This window comes from Rhodococcus sp. K11/5 (assembly GCF_055193735.1).
In genome coordinates this window covers 1,079,973-1,097,760 of the sequence record NZ_CM143721.1, presented here as the reverse complement: position 1 = coordinate 1,097,760, position 17,788 = coordinate 1,079,973, and the positions used below count along the sequence as shown (strand labels likewise).

Below are 17,788 nucleotides of genomic sequence, written 5' to 3'. Positions count from 1 at the left end.
CTCGTCTCACGGTTCGGCGCATCGAGAGGATTTCATGGACGACTCGGTACTGATCTCGACGTTTCTGCCCATCGCCCTCGGGATCATCATGTTCGGCCTCGGACTGTCGCTGACCGTCGACGATTTCCGACGCACGGCGCGCTCGCCGCGGGCCGTCGTGATCGCCCTCGTTCTGCAGATTCTCGTCCTGCCCGTCGTCGCGTTCGGGTTGATCCTGGCCTTCGACCTGCCGCCACTGCTGGCGGTCGGCGTCATGCTGTTGGCGGCCTCGCCGGGCGGGACGACGGCGAACCTGTTCTCGCACCTGTTCCGCGGGGACGTCGCGCTGAACATCACTCTGACCGCGGTGAATTCGGTACTCGCTGCGGTCACGATTCCCGTCATCACCAACTTCGCGATCGCCTACTTCGACGCCGAGGGCGAACTGGGGCTGCAGTTCGGCAAGATCGTTCAGGTCATCGCCATCGTGTTGATCCCGGTGGCCCTCGGAATGCTGGTGCGGAATCGCTCCCTGGCCTTCGCCGAGCGCGCGGATCGACCGGTTCGCATTTTCTCGATCGTCGTCCTGGTGTTGGTAGCCGTCGGCGCTCTGCTCGGCGAGAGGGAGAACGTACTCGAGTACGTGCAACAGGTGGGCCTCGTGACGGGGCTGTTCTGCCTGGCCAGCCTCGGCATCGGATACGGCGCCGCCCGACTGCTGAAGATGGGTGAGCCGCAGTCCATCGCCATCTCGATGGAGATCGGCATCCACAACACCACCGTCGCCCTCACCGTGGCGTTGAGTGTGCTCGGAAGCACCGAGGTCGCGATCCCGGCCGCCGTCTACTCGTTCCTGATGTACGTGTTGGCCACGGTGTTCGGTTACCTCGTCACCCGGCGTGCCCGGAGGACGACGAGCGGGGTCCCCGGCTGAGCGGTCCTGCCGAGCGCGCAGACGTCAGTCGTCCGCGGCAGCGCCTTTCCGTGACGGTTCGGGAGCGAACTTCGAGTCCTCCTCGTGCACCACGACCGGTGGGTCACCGTCGTCGTGGCCGATGTCCTCGTGCACCTTCTCGGCGATGTCGTTGGCCCCCGGGTCCTCGTCCGAACGCACCTCGATCTGCTCGTTCACGTACCGGGCGAGCACCGCCGCCACCGCGGCGGCGGGCACCGCGAGGAACGCACCGATGATCCCGAAGATCGACGCGCCGGCCGAGACCGCGAGCAGCACGATCGTGGGGTGCAGATTCATGGACTTGCTCTGGAGAACCGGTTGCAGCAGATTGCTCTCGACCTGCTGCACCACCACGATGACGGCCAACACGATCAGCGCGGTGGTGAAGCCGTTGGCCACCAGCGCGACGAGGACCGCGAGACCCCCGGCGACGAACGCGCCGACGATCGGAATGAATCCACCGAGGAACGTCAGCGTCACCAGAACCGGCACGAGCGGAACGCCGAGCACCAACAGGCCGATGCCGATGCCGATCGCGTCGATCGCGCTCACCACCGCCTGCGTTCGTATGAAGCCACCGAGCGTGTCCCACATCCGGCGCATCACCTCGGCGAGGTGACCACCCGCTCCCCGTCCCGCGAATCCGTGCATCCACGGAAGGAAGCGCGGCCCGTCCTTGAGAAAGAAGAACGTCAGCACCAAGGTCAGACCCAGGGTGACCAGCATGGTCCCGACGGTGGAGAATCCGGCGAACACACCCGACGCGATAACCTCGCCGCTGCCTTCGAGCTGATCGGCGAGCGTCTGAACCGCCTGGTCGATCTGGGAGTCGTCGAGGTTGACCGGAGGACCCTCCAACCATTCCTGCACCTGACCGATGCCCTGTGTCGCGCTGTCGGCCAACTCGGGTGCCTGGTCTCTGACCGAGGGCACGATGAAGGCGACGACGCCACCGAGAATGCCGAGGAAACCGAGCAGCGACACCAGGGACGCCAACGCGGGCGGTGCCTTGCGGCCGCGGAGCCACCGCGTGACGGGCCACAGCACGGTGCACACGATGAGCGCGAGCAACACGGGGAGGACGATGATCCACAGTTGCCCGACGAGCCAGCCGAGCAACCAGAGCAATCCGGCGACGAGGATGGCGATTCCCGACCACCGGGCGAGCCACATTCCGCCCGACGAGACGAGGGTGCTGCGGGTGCGGCGGGACGGATCGTTCTCGGACATCGGGTCCCTTTCACGGGTCGGCACTCGGGCTGGGGGCAGGACACGGTCGAACGATGTCGGCCACCAGCCTCGCACGCGAGGCCGGTGCCGTGCGCGGGCGCGGGGGTGGTGGCGAATCCGACGAAGGTGGTGGACCGATCCGAATCGGTGATCGATAGTGAGGGCATGGACACGCTGAATCCCGACGTTCCGGACGACGTTTTCGCAGACGTACTGAAGCAGGTCACGCACTTCGTTCGGTCCCGCGTTGTCCCCCGTGAACTCGAGATCATGAACACGGACGCCATTCCGGCGGACCTGCGCGCGCAGTCGGCCGAGATGGGGTTGTTCGGTTACGCGATCCCGCAGGAGTGGGGTGGTCTCGGGCTCGACCTCGTTCAGGACGTCGAACTGGCCATGGAGCTCGGCTACACGACGCTGTCGCTGCGCTCGATGTTCGGGACCAACAACGGCATCGCCGGCCAGGTACTCGTGGGGTTCGGCACCGAGGAGCAGAAAGCGGAGTGGCTCCCCGCCATGGCGTCGGGTGAGGTCGTGGCGTCTTTTGCTCTCACCGAGCCCGGAGCCGGATCCAATCCTGCGGGTCTGCGCACCACCGCCCGCGCCGACGGTGACAACTGGGTGATCGACGGCGCCAAGCAGTACATCACCAATGCACCCATCGCCGATCTGTTCCTCGTCTTCGCGAAGATGGATCCGCCACCCGAGGCCGGTCATGGCATCGCCGTGTTTCTCGTTCCGGCCGACACTGCCGGCGTCGAGGTCGGTGCGAAGGACGCGAAGATGGGGCAGCAGGGATCGGGCACGGCCGACGTGACCTTCACCGGAGTCCGCGTCGGACCCGACGCGCTCGTCGGAGGCAGCGGCGACGTCGGCTACCGGGCGGCGATGACATCCTTGGCCCGCGGCCGCGTGCACATCGCGGCGCTGTCGGTGGGGCAAGCGCAGCGGGCACTGGACGAATCGGTGTCTCACGCCGCGTCGGCCACGCAGGGCGGCGAATCGATCGGCAACTTCCAACTGGTGCAGGCGATGATCGCCGACCAGCAGACCGGCGTCATGGCCGGACGCGCCATGGTGCGCGACGCGGCGCGTGCGTGGGTGCAGAACACCGATCGCCGCATCGCCCCGTCGGCCGTCAAGCTGTTCTGTACGGAGATGGTGGGGCAGGTGGCCGATCTCGCCGTGCAGATCCACGGCGGTGCGGGCTACATGCGGGAGGTTCCCGTCGAGCGAATCTATCGCGACGTGCGGCTGCTTCGGCTCTACGAGGGCACCAGCGAAATTCAGCGGCTGATAATCGGCGGCGGATTGATCCGGGCGGAGCAGAAACGCCGAGCATGATTCGGCCCGCACGAATACGGCATCTCGGGCCGAGATTCCGCCGCCGCACACGCGGCGCCGACACAACACGCGGGGTATATTCACCTCGACTGGAAAAACAGTCGAAACCGGGCCGTCGGCGCCGCCTCGAGCGGGTCGCGTCGACGTGAGCGTGATCGCCGCCGGACAACTCTGACCGTCCCTGCCCGAATTCGTCGCACACACGATGACATGCGGTGCGCCGCAGGCTCCATGATTACTCGAGAATCGTTCTCGACGGCCGGTGCGATCACGACACGCACACTGCGGCCCCGCCGCATGGACACGCCATGACGTTCGATCGACCCAGTCCGAACGACGACGACGCCCGTGCAGCCGCGAGCCGCGACATCTCGGGTATCGACGCCCCGGGTGTCGACACCCCGCTCCGTGTGCGCTCGGCGGTCGACGAGCGTGACCAGCGCGCCGCAGCCCGTGACGCGCGCGCGGCCCGCGACGACGTCGACGCCGAATCACGCGACCGCGAGAACGAGCGCCTCGACGACATCGAGGTGCCCGGGGGCGAGAGCTGGCGGACCCGCTCGCGGGACGCCCGCCGTGCCGCGGCACTCGACCGCGAACGTGCGCTCGCCGACCGCATGGCCGCTCGCGCCGATCGGGTGGCCGCGGCGACCGACCGCCGACGCTCGGCGACGGACGAGCTGACCGGTGCCTATCTGCGCAACGCCGGAATCGTGGAACTCGAGCACGATTTCGAGACCGCCCGGCTCACGGGCCAGTCGATGGTGGTGTGCTTTCTCGACGTCGACGGCCTCAAGGCCATCAACGACAGTCAGGGGCACACCGAGGGCGACCGTATACTGCGCCGCGTCGCCGACACCGTTCGCGCCCATCTGCGCGTCGAGGACGTACTCGTTCGATTCGGCGGCGACGAGTTCGTATTCGCCGTCGTCGGTGTCGCGGAACACAACGTTCTCGATCGCATCGAGGCCATCGACGCTGCGCTACGTCTGGAGGAAGGTGTGTCGGTCACGTGCGGCACCGCTCTGGCCTCACGATCGACCACAGTGGCCGCCGCCGTAGAGCGCGCGGACCACGATCTCTACCGCCGTCGGCACGCTGCTCGGGCCACGACGACGGTCGGTACGCGCTCGTTCTCCTCGAAGCGGCGCCCGGCTCTCGACGGGCCCACGCCCACCGATGTGGCCGTCGATGCCGTTCTGGCCGAACCTCAGTCGGTGCAGCCCGTCTACCAACCGATCGTCGATCTGAAGACCCGTGGCGTCATCGGATACGAGGCGCTCGCCCGGTGGCCTCATCTCCCGGCCGTCGATCCCGCCGCCGTGTTCGCCACCGCCGCGGCGCGTGGTGCGCTCCTGGACGTGGACTGGGCGTCGCGTCTGGCGGCGATCGAGGGAGCCCTCGCAGCCGGTCTGACCTCCGAGACCACCCTGTTCCTGAACATCGAACCCCACAGCCTCGACAACGTCCCCGCCTACGCACATGCCCTCGTTCGCGCCGCGACCGAGAAACTGTCCGTCGTCGTCGAGCTCACCGAACGGTCGCTGCTGGCCGACCCCGGCGCGCTACTGCGACAGGTCGATCGAGCACGGGCCGAGGGGTGTGCCATCGCGCTGGACGACGTCGGGGCCAACCCCGACTCGTTGACGCTGCTGGAGTTCATCTCGCCGGACATCATCAAGCTCGATCACACTCTCGTACAACAGGATCCGACACCCGATCAGGCGCGCATCCTCGCGTCCGTGCGCGCCCACGTCGAAGCGACCGGAGCGGTGCTGCTGGCGGAGGGCATCGAAAACGTCGAGCACCTCGACCGCGCGCACGCCTACGGATGCACCCTGGGTCAGGGCTACCTGTTCGGACGACCGTCCGCGCTACCGGCCACCGCGTCCGACGCACTCACCCCGCCGGTGTGGTCGGAGTCCCGGCGCCGTTCGGCCACCGCACGATCCGACGTCCCGGTGCTGTCGGTTCCCAGCGTGGCGTTCGACCACTCACCTCCCGCCGTCGGTCGCAAACCGCTGGTGTTGGCCCTCACCCGACAGATCGAGGATCAGGCGATGGCCTCCCCCGAGCCGCTGACCATCCTGGCGTCGTTCCAGAGTGCGACTCACTTCGGTCCGGTCATCGCGCGGCGTTATCGCACGATGGCGGAAGCGAACCCGTTCGTGGCCGCGCTGGGCGTCGGGATGAGCGAGGTTCCCGCCCCCGGAGTTCGGGGGGCGAACCTCCTACCCACCGAGGCTTTCGCCCGCGAGTGGACCATCACCGTCGTCGGCCACCACTACTTCGCGGCACTCATCGCGCGCGACGTGGGTGACACGGGGGACGACGACGATCGCCGATTCGAATTCCTGCACACCTACGACCGTCGGACCGTCGTTGCGGCCGCCCGATCGATGATGCGCCGCATGCTGCCCGGCTACACGATCGAGGCCGACGTCGGTGCGCCGGCAACGGCTCCGCCGCTGCACGTGGTTCGGCCGTGACGACCCATTCGACCGTCGATGGCGCACCGGCGATTCTGCGACCGAAATACGAATCTGCTCGCGCAATGTCGCTCGCAGTAGGACATTTCGTACGCAGAAGCTGGGCCCTGGTACCCGACCCGGCTCAGATCGGGTCGTAGACGTACCCGTCCCCGGCGCGGATTCGGCGGACGCACAACTCCACGAGCGCATTCCTGGTCGAGTCGTCGGGGACGAACGTGTCACCGACGGACGTGAGCACGTCTCGGAGTCGCCGGAAGTAGATCGACGGCGTCACGCCGAACGTCACGAGAATGTCCTCGGCGCTCGGACCACCGAAAGGCAACCACTGTGTCGCGTGCGCGATCACGCGGTGCGACTCGGACAGGTGGGCATCGGCGGGCATGACATCAGTATGCGGCCGCACCGGGCTCGCAGCCGGGTGAACGGACACGCGCGGATGTACCGAAGATGAACAATCGAGGACCTCCCCGGGGCCGATCTGTGCGACTCGTTCCTCGGTGTCAGACTGACGCTGCCGGTCGACCGAGCCGGCACATCCCTCGAACCTGGAGCAATTCCGATGTCCTACATCCTTTTCGACGCACTTCTCCCCTACCTCGGCAACATCGACGCGTCGTACTGGGCCAACCTGCTGGTCGTCTCGCCGATCTGATTCACCTGCCGTTCACCGACATCCCACGCGCCGGTTGCCGGCCGTACCGCATGCCGAAACTTGTGCTCGGTACAAATGGCCCGCACATCGAACCGTGACCGATCACGGATCGCTTCACAACACTGGGAGAGCACATGATCACCGACCTCGCGAGCTTCGTCGACTTCCTGGGCGCGCTGTCCGACATCTTCGGCGGCGCCGGATCCTTGATCGACGGACTCAGCTTCTTCAGCTGATCGTCGACCCAGCACCACCGCATCGAGCCGACCACGGCGCACGTGGTCGGCTCGATGTGTTTCGCCACCGGCTAGATTGATCCGCATGACGAACCCGGAACGGTCGGACGAATGTCGAACCATTCGGGTCGCAGGAGAGTTCGTCGACTTCGCCGCGCTGGCTTGGGGTCCCGACGACGCACCCCTCGCACTCCTGCTGCACGGGTACCCGGACTCGCCTCGGTCGTGGCGGGGCCTGGCCCCGACGCTCGTCGACGCCGGCTACCGCGTCGTCGCCCCCTTCACCCGCGGCTACGCACCCAGCGGCCCGCCCACCGACGGCTCGTTTCACATCGGCGCTCTCGCCCACGACGCCATCGAACTACACGGACTGCTCGGCGGGGACGAGCGATCCGTCCTGATCGGACACGACTGGGGTGCGGTCGCGGCGCACGCCGTGGCCGGACTCGCCGATCAGCCGTTCCGGCGCGTGGTCACCATGGCCGTTCCTCCGTTCTCGGCGTTCACCTCACGCCGCGGCGGACCGAGTGCGGTCGCGTCCCGCGTGGCTCGCCAACTCGCGTCGAGTTGGTACATCGCCTTCCAGCAACTTCCCATCGTCTCCGAACGCGCACTGCCGCAACTGGTTCCGCTCCTGTGGCGGCGATGGTCTCCCGGACACGACGCCGGCGCCGACCTCGACGCGGCATGGTCGGCGATCGAGGCCCGACGTACCGAGGTGCTCCGCTACTACCGACACGCCGCCCGCCCGTGGACCGTGCCCGCGACGTATCGCCGGGCGCAACGGGCGGTGCTGAAGCCCAGCACCGTCCCGATGCTCTACCTTCACGGCGGTGACGACGGCTGTGTCCTCCCGGAGTGGACGGCGCTCGCCGACGCGACGATGCCCGCCGGTAGTCGAGCACGCACGGTCGCGGGCGCAGGCCACTTCCTCCAGGTGGAACAGCCACAGCGAGTTGCCGAACTCGTGGTCGATTTCCTCGGCCGCGCCGCTCGCTGAGCGGTCGAGCATCACCCCGGGCGCCGGCCTGGTTGAGGCGCACCGGTTCCGGGAATCTCTCGTACGTGCACTTCACCCCGGTTCGACCCGACCGCATGGTCGTCGTGATCCCCGCACACGACGAGGTCGACCTGCTGCCTCGATGCCTGACGTCCCTGCGGGCCGCGCGGGCGTTGTCACCCGTTCCGGTGTGGATCGTGGTGGTACTGGATTCCTGTCACGACGGCACCACCGGTGTGGTGGGACCCGATGTGCACCGCATCGTCACGGACGTCCGCAACGTCGGGTCCGCGCGTGCCGCCGGGTTCCGGGCTCACGCGTCGTCGGGGAGCGCGTCGACCTGGTACGTGAACACCGACGCCGATTCGGTGGTGGCCCGCGATCACTTCCGATCGATCATCGCGTGCGCCCGCGACGCCCACGTGGTCCCCGGCCCGGTGAGAGTGGCCCGGTGGTCGGGCCGATCGCCGGACCTGGCTCGCCGCTATCAACTCGGATACGCGGCCGAACAGCGGGCGGGTGTTCGACACGTCCACGGCGCGAACCTGGCCGTGCGGGCAGATGCGTATTGGGCTGTCGGCGGCTTTCACGCGTTGGCCGAACACGAAGACGGCGATCTCGTCGACCGTCTCGACCGACGGGGTTATCGCATCAGCGACGCGGGTGCACCGTCCGTGATCACCTCGGCGCGCAGCAGCACCAGAACTCCGGGCGGCTTCGCCTCGTTCCTCGATGCCATGACGGACCCCGACGATTCATCGGTCGCCATCGTCTGACCCTCATCACTCGAACATGCCGCCGGATTCACCGAACGCGGAAGACGTCGATCAGCACGTCGTCGTCCCGGTACTCGGCGACGAGGGCCATTCCTTCGGCCGATCGAAACGCGGTGTGCACCTGCTCGGCAGTACTCGGATACTCCGGAACGTCGTGACGCCAGTGGGCAACGAGGATAACGCCGCGTGGAGCCGTCACCGCGACGGCGGAGGCAGCCAGTGCGCCGAGATCGGGCGGGTCGACGTAGTAACACATCTCGCTGAGGACCACGAGGTCGAAGGGGCCGTCCGGCCATCCGTCGTGCAGTGACTCGCGACGGAACGTGGCGTTGACGATGCCGCGGGAACGCGCGCGGGCGAGGGGCGCCTCGGCGATGTCCGTGGAGAGCACGTGGTCGCAGCGCGCCGCGAGCAACTCGGTGAGGACTCCCACCGAACAGCCCGGTTCGAAGGCTCGGCCGTAGTGCTCGTCCGGAAGCATCGCCGTCGTCAGGGCGTACTTGCGTCGCTCGTACCATCGGGTTTCGAATCCCCACGGGTCGGGATCGGCCTCGTACATCCGGTCGAAGAAGCTCCCCGGCATCCCGCTCATCCGAACACCGTCTCGTGCGGACGGGTCAACCGAGCGAGCACCCACGGTGGCAGGATCGCGTAGGCGTCACCCTCGGGAATCGTCTGGGTGCGAAATCTGCTGACGGCACGGCTCTTTCGGGCGCGGGCATCGTCGTTCAGCAGCACGGTGCGCGCCGCCGACCACGGCACCGCGGCGTCACCGGGCTCCGCCCAGTGCCACATCCACACCGGATACTCGACGAGCACGCACCCGGCCGATGCCGCGGCTGCGGCCGACGCGCGGCCCACGGCCTCGTGATCGGGATGACCGTCGGTGCGCAACGTCGCGGCACACCACAGCCCTTCGGCGCTCCCGAGGGAGACCAGCACCTCGTGCAGTCGCTGGGCCAGCTCGGTCTCGTGCGCCCCGACGTCTCCGTCGGGCAGACCGAGCCGCACGCAGCGGTGGACTCCGAGATCCATCAGCGCTGCATCACTTTCCGCGACCCGCAACCGTTCGAGATCGACGCGCGACCGAGCGGCGGTGGCGACGTGGGACGCGCCGCCGTCCGTCACGGCGACGACGGTGACCGCGGTGCCGGACGCCGCCATGGACGCGGCCCAGCCGCCCACTCCGAGCACTTCGTCGTCTGGATGCGGAGCGACGATCACCAGGTGGGTGCACGCACTGTCGTCGAGGACGGGAAACGTGGTTCCGGCATGCTGCCAGTCCGCTTCCGAGGTGCCCCGGGCGGCGATCGGCTCCGCCGCGAACCGCTCCACGCTCATCGTGGGACCTCCCCCGCGGCGACCGCGCGGCCGAGGGATTCGAGATCACCCTCGGCGTGAGACTGCCGCAGGTACGTCGTCAGATCCGCCACGCGTCGGGCGTGGGCTTCGTCCTGGCCCAGGGGCGCGGCGCCGAGGGCTCGGCCCACTCGGTCGAGCACCTCGGTGGCGGCGCGTTCGACGACGGACCGCACCCGCAGTGCGCGAATGCGCGCATCGTCCGTGGACCCGGGGTTCTCGTCGATCTCGCGAGCCGCGGCGTCGACGGTGGCGGCGCAGGCGTGCAAAGACGCGTCGACGGCACCGAGATGGGCAAGCGCGTGTGGCCCGGCGCGACCCTCGGCCGCCCGGCGGTACAGCGGTTCCGCGACGCCCTGAGCGGCCCCGAACCAGCACGCTGCCACCCCGATGGCTCCGTGCCAGAAGCCGGCTCGCCCGGTGTAGAAGTCCGCGCTGCCGATCGTCACGGCGTGCGTGTCGTCGAACAGCACCGATCCCGAATCACTCGCACTCATCCCCACCGCATGCCACGAATCGGGTTCGGGCCGAACGGTGTTCCGCGTCAGATCGGCAGCGAAGAGGCGCGAGACACCGTCGGCGTGCGCGGTGACGAGTGCATGCGTACAACTGTGCGCGCCCGAGCACCACAGTTTGCGGCCCGACAGCGACCACGAGCCGTCGGACCGCCGCGTCGCCTCGAGCGGTGGTGGCGCCTCGGCCGCCCAGACGCCCCACACCTGCCCCGGCACGACGGCATCGGATCCGGCCTCGGCGAGGATCGCCGCGGCGTCGTGGTGCGCTTCGAGGAGTCGGCCCACCACCGCATCCGCGCGGGTCCATGCGGCCAACATCGCCCATCGCTCACGGGTGCCGCCGGACCCCGGCAACGGAAGGTCGCCGGTGTCGGCCAGGATTGTTCGGACCGCGGCCGGGGCACTGCTACCGATGTCGTGTCTCACGTGGGCCTCTCGGAAATGTCGTCGAGTCCGTCGGGTACCCAGTTTCACGGGCTCGAGCGCCCACTCGGCGATTCTGCAACCGAAACAGTTGTCCGCGGCCGATGATTCGGGCGCACAATGCAGTGTCGTTCGCAGAATCGAGGAGCCGGGGAATCACCTGTCGATACGCCCGGCCGACTCGACGACGGCGAGCAGCGAATCCACCGCCAGTGTCACCACCTGGTGCAGATCGACGTCGCCGCGATCGAAGTAGTCGTCCGCGGCGGTATCGAGAAAGCCGACCCACCCACGCACCGCGGTACGAAGCAGTGGGGTCATCGGCTCGTCGAGCCCCACCAGCCGAGCGACCTGTAGGGCACCCGCGTCACGGGCATCGTCGATGGCTCTCGCGACCTCTGGATCACCCAGGACGCCTTCGCGTGCCACCGCGTCGTAGGCCGCTCGATACTTCTCGAGGAACTCGAGGTGGCGCCGCACGAATCCCTCGAGCCGCGCACGCGTCGTGCGCTCGTCCGGCAGCGGGCCTTGATGAGCCGCGAGTTTGCCCAGGATGTCGGTCAGCGCTGCCGCAACCAGGCCTTGCTTGTCGGTGAAGTAGTAGAAGAGCAGCCCGTGCGCCACGCCGGCGCGGCGGGAGATGGCCGCGGCGCTGATGTCGGCGTCGGATCCCTCGGAGATCGCATCGATTGCCGCGTCGATGAGCGCTTGCCGGCGGTCGCGGCGTGGACCGGCCGCCGCGCGGCGCGGTTGACCGCTGCTCGGAGATCGATTCGTCGCCATTGCTGCCGACAGTATCGGACCTCGCACAACAGCACGGGACCGGTTTTTGACCGATGTTCAAATTATTGACTGACAGTCAAGTTCGTCGTACCGTCGGCCGAGACAACCGACGCCGATCACCATCGAGGGGCGAGACGATGACGACACCGAACGAACTCCGCGCCGACGTGGCCACCCCAGCGCGTGTCGCACCCGACTACATCGCTCACTGGGTGGTGAAATCCGCTCGCCGGGACGAGTTGGTCGAGTGGTACGGCACGGTGTTCGGAGCGACGATCGCCTACGAGGACAGCGGTATCACCTTCCTCACCTGGGACGACGAATCGCACCGACTCGCGATCATCCCGGTACCTCGACCCGTGCGATTCCTGTTCCCGCTGGCCAGGTTTCGACGCAAGGCCTACGGGATCGACCACATCGCACTGACGTTCACCTCCCTCGAGCGACTGCTGGAGAACTACGTGCGGTTGAAGCGCCTCGGCATCCGGCCCGTGTGGGCCATCAATCACGGCCCGACGATCTCGTTGTACTACGAGGATCCCGACGGGGTGCGGCTCGAGTTCCAAGTAGAGAACTTCGATCCGGAGAACACCGCCGCCTTCTTCTTCACCGAGGAGTTCGCCAGCAATCCCATCGGCGTGAACATCGACCCGGATTATCTGCTGAGCCGGCTGCGCAACGGCGCCACCCACGAGGAACTCCGACGCCGCGAGGCGGGAACACGGCCCGGTCGACGCATCGTGGCGAACAAGAAGACCATCACCCCCACGACCCTCTGATCCACCGACCCGTCGACCCATCAGGAGGCCGATTCTCATGTCCGTGAACGTCGTTCGTACCGTCGACGGCTGGTTCCGACTCGACGGCGACCGAGCCGTCCGCATCGACACCGCAGCCGAGAGCACCCGCGCCCTTCTCGCCGATCGCGATGCCATCGACAGCGCCGCGGGCTCGGCTGTGCCGGTGCACGATCTCGACCTGCTCTCCCCCGTCACCGCGCCCTGCCGCGTCGTGGCGCAGTTGCTCAACTATCGCTCGCACGCACTCGACACGGGAGCAGACCCGGACACGCTGCAGCCGACGTTCTTCCGCAAGTCGTCCGCATCCATCAGTGGTCCGTACGACCCCATCCGACAGCCGGCCCACGTGACCCTGCTGGATTACGAGATCGAACTGGGGGTGGTGGTTGGAGCGGACATCCCGATCGGCACCACGATCACCGACGCCACGCTCTCCACGTACGTCGCCGGATTCGTCGTCGCCAACGATGTGTCCGCCCGCGAGATCCAGTTGACCAGAACCCAGGTGTACGAGAGCAAGTCGTACCCCACCTTCACTCCGCTGGGACCCCGGCTGGTTCTCCTCGACAGCGCCGAACTCGCACGACTCCCCGAATTGCGCCTGACCCTCGCGGTCAACGGTGAGATCCGCCAGGACCAGGTCATCGGCGACGATCTGATCACCCCGCCTGCCGACGCGCTGACCCGCCTCGCACGGTTCCAGAACATGACGGCGGGCGACGTGTTGCTGACCGGAACCCCGGTGGGTACGGCCATCTCGGCACCCCCGGCGCTGATCCAGAAGATCGGCGAACTGATTCCGCCGGCACTCAAATGGAAACTGTTCTTCGCTCGCCAGGAGAAGAACCCCGACTACCTCTCGGTCGACGACGTCGTCACCGCATCCATCTCCACCGCCGACGGCTCCATCGATCTCGGCACGCAAGAGACGATCGTTCGGTGACCGCGCCGGTCGTCGTGATCGGTGCCGGCCCCGCGGGGGCGACGGCCGCACTGCTGCTCGCTCGCAGGGGGATTCGCAGCGTCGTGCTCGAACGGCGTACGGAACCGCTCTTCCACCCGGCCGCGCACGTGATCAACGCGCGCAGCCTGGAGATCTGGAACGAATACGATCCCCGACTGGCCGGGTCGATCGCGGCCATGTCTCCACCCCACAACGAGGTCAATCTCATCAGTTGGTTCGGGAACCTGTCCGACGGACCCATCGGATCGATCGACCTGCTGTCCGACCCCGCACGCAAAGCCGAGGTGGAGAGCCAGAGCCCGTTCATGGTCTCGCACGTCGGTCAGCACCTCCTGATGCCCGTTCTGTGGGACGCGTTGGACGCCGAACCCCTCGTCGATTTTCGACGGGGTCACACCGTGGAGACCGTCGAGTCCGGCTCCGACCGCGCGCGCGTGACGGCAACGTCGGACCGCGCCGTCGAACTCGACACCCAGTACGTTCTGGCGTGCGACGGAGCGAACAGCGCCGTCCGCACCGCTGCGGGCATCGATCTGACGGGCCCCGTGCTCGCGAACATGGGTAGCGCGTTCTTCACCTGCGCCACGATCTTTCCCGACGACGCCCGGCCGCTGCTGAGCTGGATCTACACCCCGGACCTCTGCGGTGTCCTGATCGCGCACGCCGACCATCGATACATCCTCATGACCGCATACCTCCATCCGGAACAGGAGATCGCGGCGAACAGTCGCCGGTACTGGCAACGCATGCTGCCGACGGTGCTGGGCGACAACGACGTCGAGCTCGAGTCCACGGGAACGTGGGTGATGACGTCCCAGATCGCGGAGACCTTCCGGCGCGGCCGGCTGCTCCTGCTGGGTGACGCCGCCCACCGCTTTCCCCACACCGGAGGATTCGGCCTGAACTCCGGCGTGCAGGATGCCCACAACGTGGCGTGGAAGCTCGACGCAGTCCTGTCCGGAAGGGCAACGGCCGACCTCCTGGACACGTACGACGTCGAACGGCGGCCCGTGGTGGAGAAATTCGCCGATCAAAGCGTGGCCAATCACTTCCGGATGGACGACATCGGGTCGCGCGTCGGCATCACCAATGCGGCGCTCGCGAAGGCCACCCGTGCCGTTGCCCGCAGGCCGCTCGCCGCCGTGCCGGGAAGAATCCTCGCCCCGCTGGCCGCTGCCGCGATGCGCCTGAAGATGGCCCGTTCGGCCCGCCTTCGCCCCGACGCCCGCGGTTCGGCCGAATTGCGACGGGAGATCGCCGACGCAGTCCCCGGTCAGGTCGAGCATTTCGTCTCCACCGGACTGCAATTCGGATACCTGTACGGTGGGCCCCTCGTCGCTCGGGACTCCGCCACGAAGCCGACCGAAGACGTCGTCGACTACCGCCCGACGACGTACCCCGGCGCACGCCTGCCCCATGCGAACCTGTCGATCGAGGGTGCAACCGTGCCGGCCCACGACCTCGTCGATCGAAACGCGCTGACGCTCTTCACCTTCGCCGAGGACGACTGGGCGGACCGCCTCGACGGTGCGACTCGACGCGCCGGTGCGCCGGGTGTCACGGTCGTCGGCATCTCGCCGCCGACCGGTGCGGACCGCGATCACCTGATCGACCTGTACGAGGTGGGAGAACTCGGCGCCGTTCTCGTGCGCCCCGACGGTCACGTGGTCTGGCGCTCGACGCGGCCCGCCGACGAGGCGGCGCAGTCCCTCGTCGATTTCGTCGACGAGCAGTGGGGATCGTTCTACGCCGGATCGGTTCGGCCCACACCGCCGACAAGAGCATCGACCGCCTGATCGACCTCGAGAGACGGGTCCAGAACGCGCGCCGACCGCAAGATACCCACGGTGACCTGGACGTGGTTCTGCGGATCCAGACCGAGGACACTCGCCGCCGCTTCGAGCACCCCGGTGCGGGCGTCCTCGAACACCTGCCATACCTCGGGGTCCGCTGGAAGAGCAGCCCGAGGGCAACGCCGGCTTCCTTGGAGATTTCGACGACGCCGACCTTCTCGTCATCGTTCTCGGCGAAGAGGGCGACCGCGGTGTCGACGAGGCGCTGCCGCGTCTCGGCCGCCCGAGCGGGAGATCGTGTTCCGCCGACTGCGCGCTCACCGGAGCTTCAGAAGATCAGGAACGGGGTCGGCAGAGCCGCCACCCCTCCCCTGGCGAAATCGGCCCACGTTCGACGCATCCGGGCAGCCAACTCTCGCGGCGGTGCGTGGCCGGCCAGCATCGGGGAGTTCGACCACGCATCGCCGAACAGCAGGGGCAGCTCGATGCAGTGACACGCGCCCAGCGGCGCACCGGACGGCGCCCAGTCGACCCGGTACGTCGCCACCCGGCCGCCGGCGCGGCGCCACAGCTTGACCATCCCGTCCACTCCGAACAGCAGGGTGGTCACGAGTCGAACGACAGGCGCGGTGAGTGCGGTGCTGATCGGCCCGAACCTGTTCAACCACAACGCGGTCGAGACGATGTCCACGAACGGTGCCGCGTCGTCCCTGGTGTGACCGATCAGGAGCTCGACGCGGGCCGCGCTCCGATGCAGGGCATCGGCGCGCATAGGTTCCCGATCGCCGATCGGACCGAACGGCATCCCACCCGCCGCACCGAACCGCCGCACCGCACGCGTCACGGCCACTTCCGCATCCAGCACGGTCGATGCCGGCGCGGTGATGGGATCCGTACGAAAATGGTCCGTGAATGCCTTCCTCGCGGTCCGGTACAGAGCCGCACGACCGGATCGCAACCCGAGCGGCGCGCTCTGCACGATGGCTCGGGAGAACAGTCCTTCGGCCGACTCGCACTCCATCAGCGCGAGGATCGCATCGCCGCCCGCCGACTGACCGAACAGGGTCACCTCGCGAGGATTGCCGCCGAACCGACCGATGTTGGTCGACACCCACCGCAGGGCTTCGATCTGATCGCGCACACCGAGATTGCTGTGTCCCACACCTTTCGGGGTCAGGTATCCGAATCCGCCGAGCCGAAAAGTGACACGGACGACCACGATGCCTTCTCGCGCGAGCTCGTCGGCGTCGTACTTCTGCGCTTCCCCGCCACCGGAGACGTATCCGCCGCCGTGGAGCCACACCATGACCGGAAAGTTCTGCGCCGCAGTCGGAGCGGTCACGGACAACACCAGACAGTCCTCGCTCTGCGCGAGCTCGTCGACCATCGGACCCGTGACAGGGTCGAGTTGCGAGGGCAACTGAATGCATGCCGGCCCGCGCCGGGTGGCATCCCGAGTGATTCTCGGGGTGTCGATGGGCTCGGCAGTCTCGAAACGCGTCGCCGTGGCGTAGGGAATACCGCGCGCATGCGTCACCCCGTCGACGTCGATCGCGACGAGGTCTCCGCTGGTGGTTCCGGTGATGGTCCGTCGCGCCGACACCGGCTGTGTCGTCATCCGATCACGGGGCGACGGTTGCGGGTGAGCACCGTCATCTCGTCCTGCATGGCAGCGTGTACTCGGTCGGCGAACGACTCGGCGCTCTCCCCGTCGACTGGCCTCATGGTGGGCAGAATCGTGGTGACCAGTTTCGTCGGGAGCGGCAGGTACGGCAGGAGCCCGGCCAGGCCGATACTCAGTCCCCACGGCACCGAAAGCGAGATCGGCAACGAGTGCAGTCGCAGAAGCTTGCGGGCTCCGGTCATCTCGGCGAGCCGTTGACCGTTGCTGAGTACGTAGAGCGACTCGGACGCCCCGGCCGTCACGATCGGGACGATGGGGACATCGGCTTCGATCGCAAGCCGCGCGAAACCGCTTCTGCCCGAGAACAACACCTTGTTGCGATCGCTCCACGGCTTCATCGCGTCGATGTCACCTCCCGGAAACACCAGCACGTGCTTACCTTCGCCGATCGCTTTCATCGCCGTGCCATGGCCGGCGGGCCGGGCGTCGAATTCTTCGATGACCCGTCCGACCCCGAGCTTCCACGCCATGGCGTGTGTCAGGGTGACGACATCACGATCGTCACCCAGGCGTTCGTACGCGGCGGCGACCGCCAGCAGGTTGAGATCGACGATGCCGCCGAAGCCGTGGTTGGCCACGAACAGCACGGGACCGTCCGGCAATTCGCCGCGGTTCGAGACCTCCAACCGGTTGTAGACGCGCGCGACGGCCACTCCGAAACCGACGAGGGTCCTCGGGAGCGGTCTCACGGTCGTGCCGCCGGCACGGTGGCCGTACTGTCGGCGTCGTTCCGAGCTGTGGTCATTCGCGGCCTCCAGGCAGGTGTCTGTGACGCTATCGTCACCCGATTTCTGACTCGAAGT

Annotated in this window: 16 protein-coding genes; 8 read left to right on the top strand and 8 right to left on the bottom strand. The window is 67.6% G+C overall.

Annotation, left to right across the window (positions count from 1 at the left end):
* The first annotated feature begins 34 nt into the window (after positions 1-34).
* Complete coding sequence (locus tag ACY466_RS05330; protein ID WP_463250432.1) at positions 35-913, top strand: bile acid:sodium symporter family protein; 879 nt, start codon at positions 35-37, stop codon at positions 911-913.
* A gap of 24 nt (positions 914-937) precedes the next feature.
* Here ACY466_RS05330 and ACY466_RS05325 read toward each other — a convergent pair whose 3' ends face one another.
* The gene (locus ACY466_RS05325) at positions 938-2,164 is read right to left on the bottom strand and encodes an AI-2E family transporter (RefSeq protein ID WP_463250430.1); all 1,227 of its coding nucleotides are present in this window, start codon (positions 2,162-2,164) and stop codon (positions 938-940) included.
* A 165-nt stretch (positions 2,165-2,329) separates the two neighbouring features.
* On the opposite strand from ACY466_RS05325, the gene ACY466_RS05320 reads away from it, so the two are divergent.
* Together ACY466_RS05320 and ACY466_RS05315 are read left to right on the top strand one after the other, a co-directional pair.
* Entirely contained in the window at positions 2,330-3,508 is a 1,179-nt protein-coding gene (locus tag ACY466_RS05320) for an acyl-CoA dehydrogenase family protein (protein ID WP_463250428.1), read from the top strand.
* Positions 3,509-3,816: 308 nt separating this feature from the next.
* Complete coding sequence (locus ACY466_RS05315) at positions 3,817-5,997, top strand: EAL domain-containing protein (protein ID WP_463250426.1); 2,181 nt, start codon at positions 3,817-3,819, stop codon at positions 5,995-5,997.
* Positions 5,998-6,121: 124 nt separating this feature from the next.
* Here ACY466_RS05315 and ACY466_RS05310 read toward each other — a convergent pair whose 3' ends face one another.
* Complete coding sequence (locus tag ACY466_RS05310; RefSeq protein WP_463250424.1) at positions 6,122-6,382, bottom strand: hypothetical protein; 261 nt, start codon at positions 6,380-6,382, stop codon at positions 6,122-6,124.
* A gap of 591 nt (positions 6,383-6,973) precedes the next feature.
* On the opposite strand from ACY466_RS05310, the gene ACY466_RS05305 reads away from it, so the two are divergent.
* Together ACY466_RS05305 and ACY466_RS05300 are read left to right on the top strand one after the other, a co-directional pair.
* Positions 6,974-7,888 (top strand): alpha/beta fold hydrolase, encoded by a 915-nt coding sequence (locus ACY466_RS05305; protein WP_463250422.1) that lies wholly within the window; start codon positions 6,974-6,976, stop codon positions 7,886-7,888.
* Between the two features lie 65 nt (positions 7,889-7,953).
* Entirely contained in the window at positions 7,954-8,664 is a 711-nt protein-coding gene (locus ACY466_RS05300) for a glycosyltransferase family 2 protein (protein ID WP_463250420.1), read from the top strand.
* Between the two features lie 28 nt (positions 8,665-8,692).
* Here the strand turns inward: ACY466_RS05300 and ACY466_RS05295 are convergent, their stop codons facing one another.
* The 4 genes from ACY466_RS05295 to ACY466_RS05280 all read right to left on the bottom strand — a co-directional run bounded on the left by ACY466_RS05295 (position 8,693) and on the right by ACY466_RS05280 (position 11,744).
* Positions 8,693-9,256 (bottom strand): class I SAM-dependent methyltransferase, encoded by a 564-nt coding sequence (locus ACY466_RS05295; RefSeq protein ID WP_463250418.1) that lies wholly within the window; start codon positions 9,254-9,256, stop codon positions 8,693-8,695.
* Positions 9,253-10,005, bottom strand: a complete 753-nt coding sequence (locus tag ACY466_RS05290) for a PIG-L deacetylase family protein (protein ID WP_463250416.1) — start codon at positions 10,003-10,005, stop codon at positions 9,253-9,255. The genes ACY466_RS05295 and ACY466_RS05290 overlap by 4 nt, the downstream gene beginning before the upstream one ends.
* Positions 10,002-10,964 carry an acyl-CoA dehydrogenase gene (locus ACY466_RS05285; RefSeq protein WP_463250414.1) on the bottom strand — a complete coding sequence of 321 codons (963 nt, stop codon included), beginning with the start codon at positions 10,962-10,964 and terminating at the stop codon, positions 10,002-10,004. Before ACY466_RS05285 ends, ACY466_RS05290 begins: the two co-directional genes overlap by 4 nt.
* Before the next feature lie 153 nt (positions 10,965-11,117).
* On the bottom strand, positions 11,118-11,744 hold the full coding sequence (locus ACY466_RS05280) for a TetR/AcrR family transcriptional regulator (RefSeq protein ID WP_463250412.1): 627 nt from the start codon (positions 11,742-11,744) through the stop codon (positions 11,118-11,120).
* A gap of 137 nt (positions 11,745-11,881) precedes the next feature.
* Here ACY466_RS05280 and ACY466_RS05275 point away from each other — a divergent pair, with 137 nt between their 5' ends.
* The 3 genes from ACY466_RS05275 to ACY466_RS05265 are packed head-to-tail and all read left to right on the top strand — an operon-like array spanning position 11,882 to position 15,304.
* The gene (locus ACY466_RS05275) at positions 11,882-12,523 is read left to right on the top strand and encodes a VOC family protein (RefSeq protein ID WP_463250410.1); all 642 of its coding nucleotides are present in this window, start codon (positions 11,882-11,884) and stop codon (positions 12,521-12,523) included.
* Between the two features lie 37 nt (positions 12,524-12,560).
* Positions 12,561-13,487 carry a fumarylacetoacetate hydrolase family protein gene (locus ACY466_RS05270; RefSeq protein WP_463250408.1) on the top strand — a complete coding sequence of 309 codons (927 nt, stop codon included), beginning with the start codon at positions 12,561-12,563 and terminating at the stop codon, positions 13,485-13,487.
* Positions 13,484-15,304, top strand: coding sequence for an FAD-dependent monooxygenase (locus ACY466_RS05265; protein WP_463250406.1), 1,821 nt, complete (start codon positions 13,484-13,486; stop codon positions 15,302-15,304). The genes ACY466_RS05270 and ACY466_RS05265 overlap by 4 nt, the downstream gene beginning before the upstream one ends.
* 325 nt (positions 15,305-15,629) lie before the next feature.
* Here the strand turns inward: ACY466_RS05265 and ACY466_RS05260 are convergent, their stop codons facing one another.
* Both ACY466_RS05260 and ACY466_RS05255 read right to left on the bottom strand, forming a co-directional pair.
* Positions 15,630-16,919, bottom strand: coding sequence for a carboxylesterase family protein (locus ACY466_RS05260; RefSeq protein ID WP_463250404.1), 1,290 nt, complete (start codon positions 16,917-16,919; stop codon positions 15,630-15,632).
* Positions 16,916-17,638, bottom strand: coding sequence for a 1-acyl-sn-glycerol-3-phosphate acyltransferase (locus ACY466_RS05255; protein ID WP_463250402.1), 723 nt, complete (start codon positions 17,636-17,638; stop codon positions 16,916-16,918). Before ACY466_RS05255 ends, ACY466_RS05260 begins: the two co-directional genes overlap by 4 nt.
* Positions 17,639-17,788: the final 150 nt, after the last annotated feature.

Excerpts from the sequence above, each read along its gene's own strand:
- ACY466_RS05330 (WP_463250432.1), top strand. The coding sequence starts at position 35 with ATGGACGACTCGGTACTGATCTCGACGTTTCTGCCCATCGCCCTCGGG.
- ACY466_RS05325 (WP_463250430.1), bottom strand. The coding sequence starts at position 2,164 with ATGTCCGAGAACGATCCGTCCCGCCGCACCCGCAGCACCCTCGTCTCG.
- ACY466_RS05320 (WP_463250428.1), top strand. The coding sequence starts at position 2,330 with ATGGACACGCTGAATCCCGACGTTCCGGACGACGTTTTCGCAGACGTA.
- ACY466_RS05315 (WP_463250426.1), top strand. The coding sequence starts at position 3,817 with ATGACGTTCGATCGACCCAGTCCGAACGACGACGACGCCCGTGCAGCC.
- ACY466_RS05310 (WP_463250424.1), bottom strand. The coding sequence starts at position 6,382 with ATGCCCGCCGATGCCCACCTGTCCGAGTCGCACCGCGTGATCGCGCAC.
- ACY466_RS05305 (WP_463250422.1), top strand. The coding sequence starts at position 6,974 with ATGACGAACCCGGAACGGTCGGACGAATGTCGAACCATTCGGGTCGCA.
- ACY466_RS05295 (WP_463250418.1), bottom strand. The coding sequence starts at position 9,256 with ATGAGCGGGATGCCGGGGAGCTTCTTCGACCGGATGTACGAGGCCGAT.
- ACY466_RS05290 (WP_463250416.1), bottom strand. The coding sequence starts at position 10,005 with ATGAGCGTGGAGCGGTTCGCGGCGGAGCCGATCGCCGCCCGGGGCACC.
- ACY466_RS05280 (WP_463250412.1), bottom strand. The coding sequence starts at position 11,744 with ATGGCGACGAATCGATCTCCGAGCAGCGGTCAACCGCGCCGCGCGGCG.
- ACY466_RS05275 (WP_463250410.1), top strand. The coding sequence starts at position 11,882 with ATGACGACACCGAACGAACTCCGCGCCGACGTGGCCACCCCAGCGCGT.
- ACY466_RS05270 (WP_463250408.1), top strand. The coding sequence starts at position 12,561 with ATGTCCGTGAACGTCGTTCGTACCGTCGACGGCTGGTTCCGACTCGAC.
- ACY466_RS05260 (WP_463250404.1), bottom strand. The coding sequence starts at position 16,919 with ATGACGACACAGCCGGTGTCGGCGCGACGGACCATCACCGGAACCACC.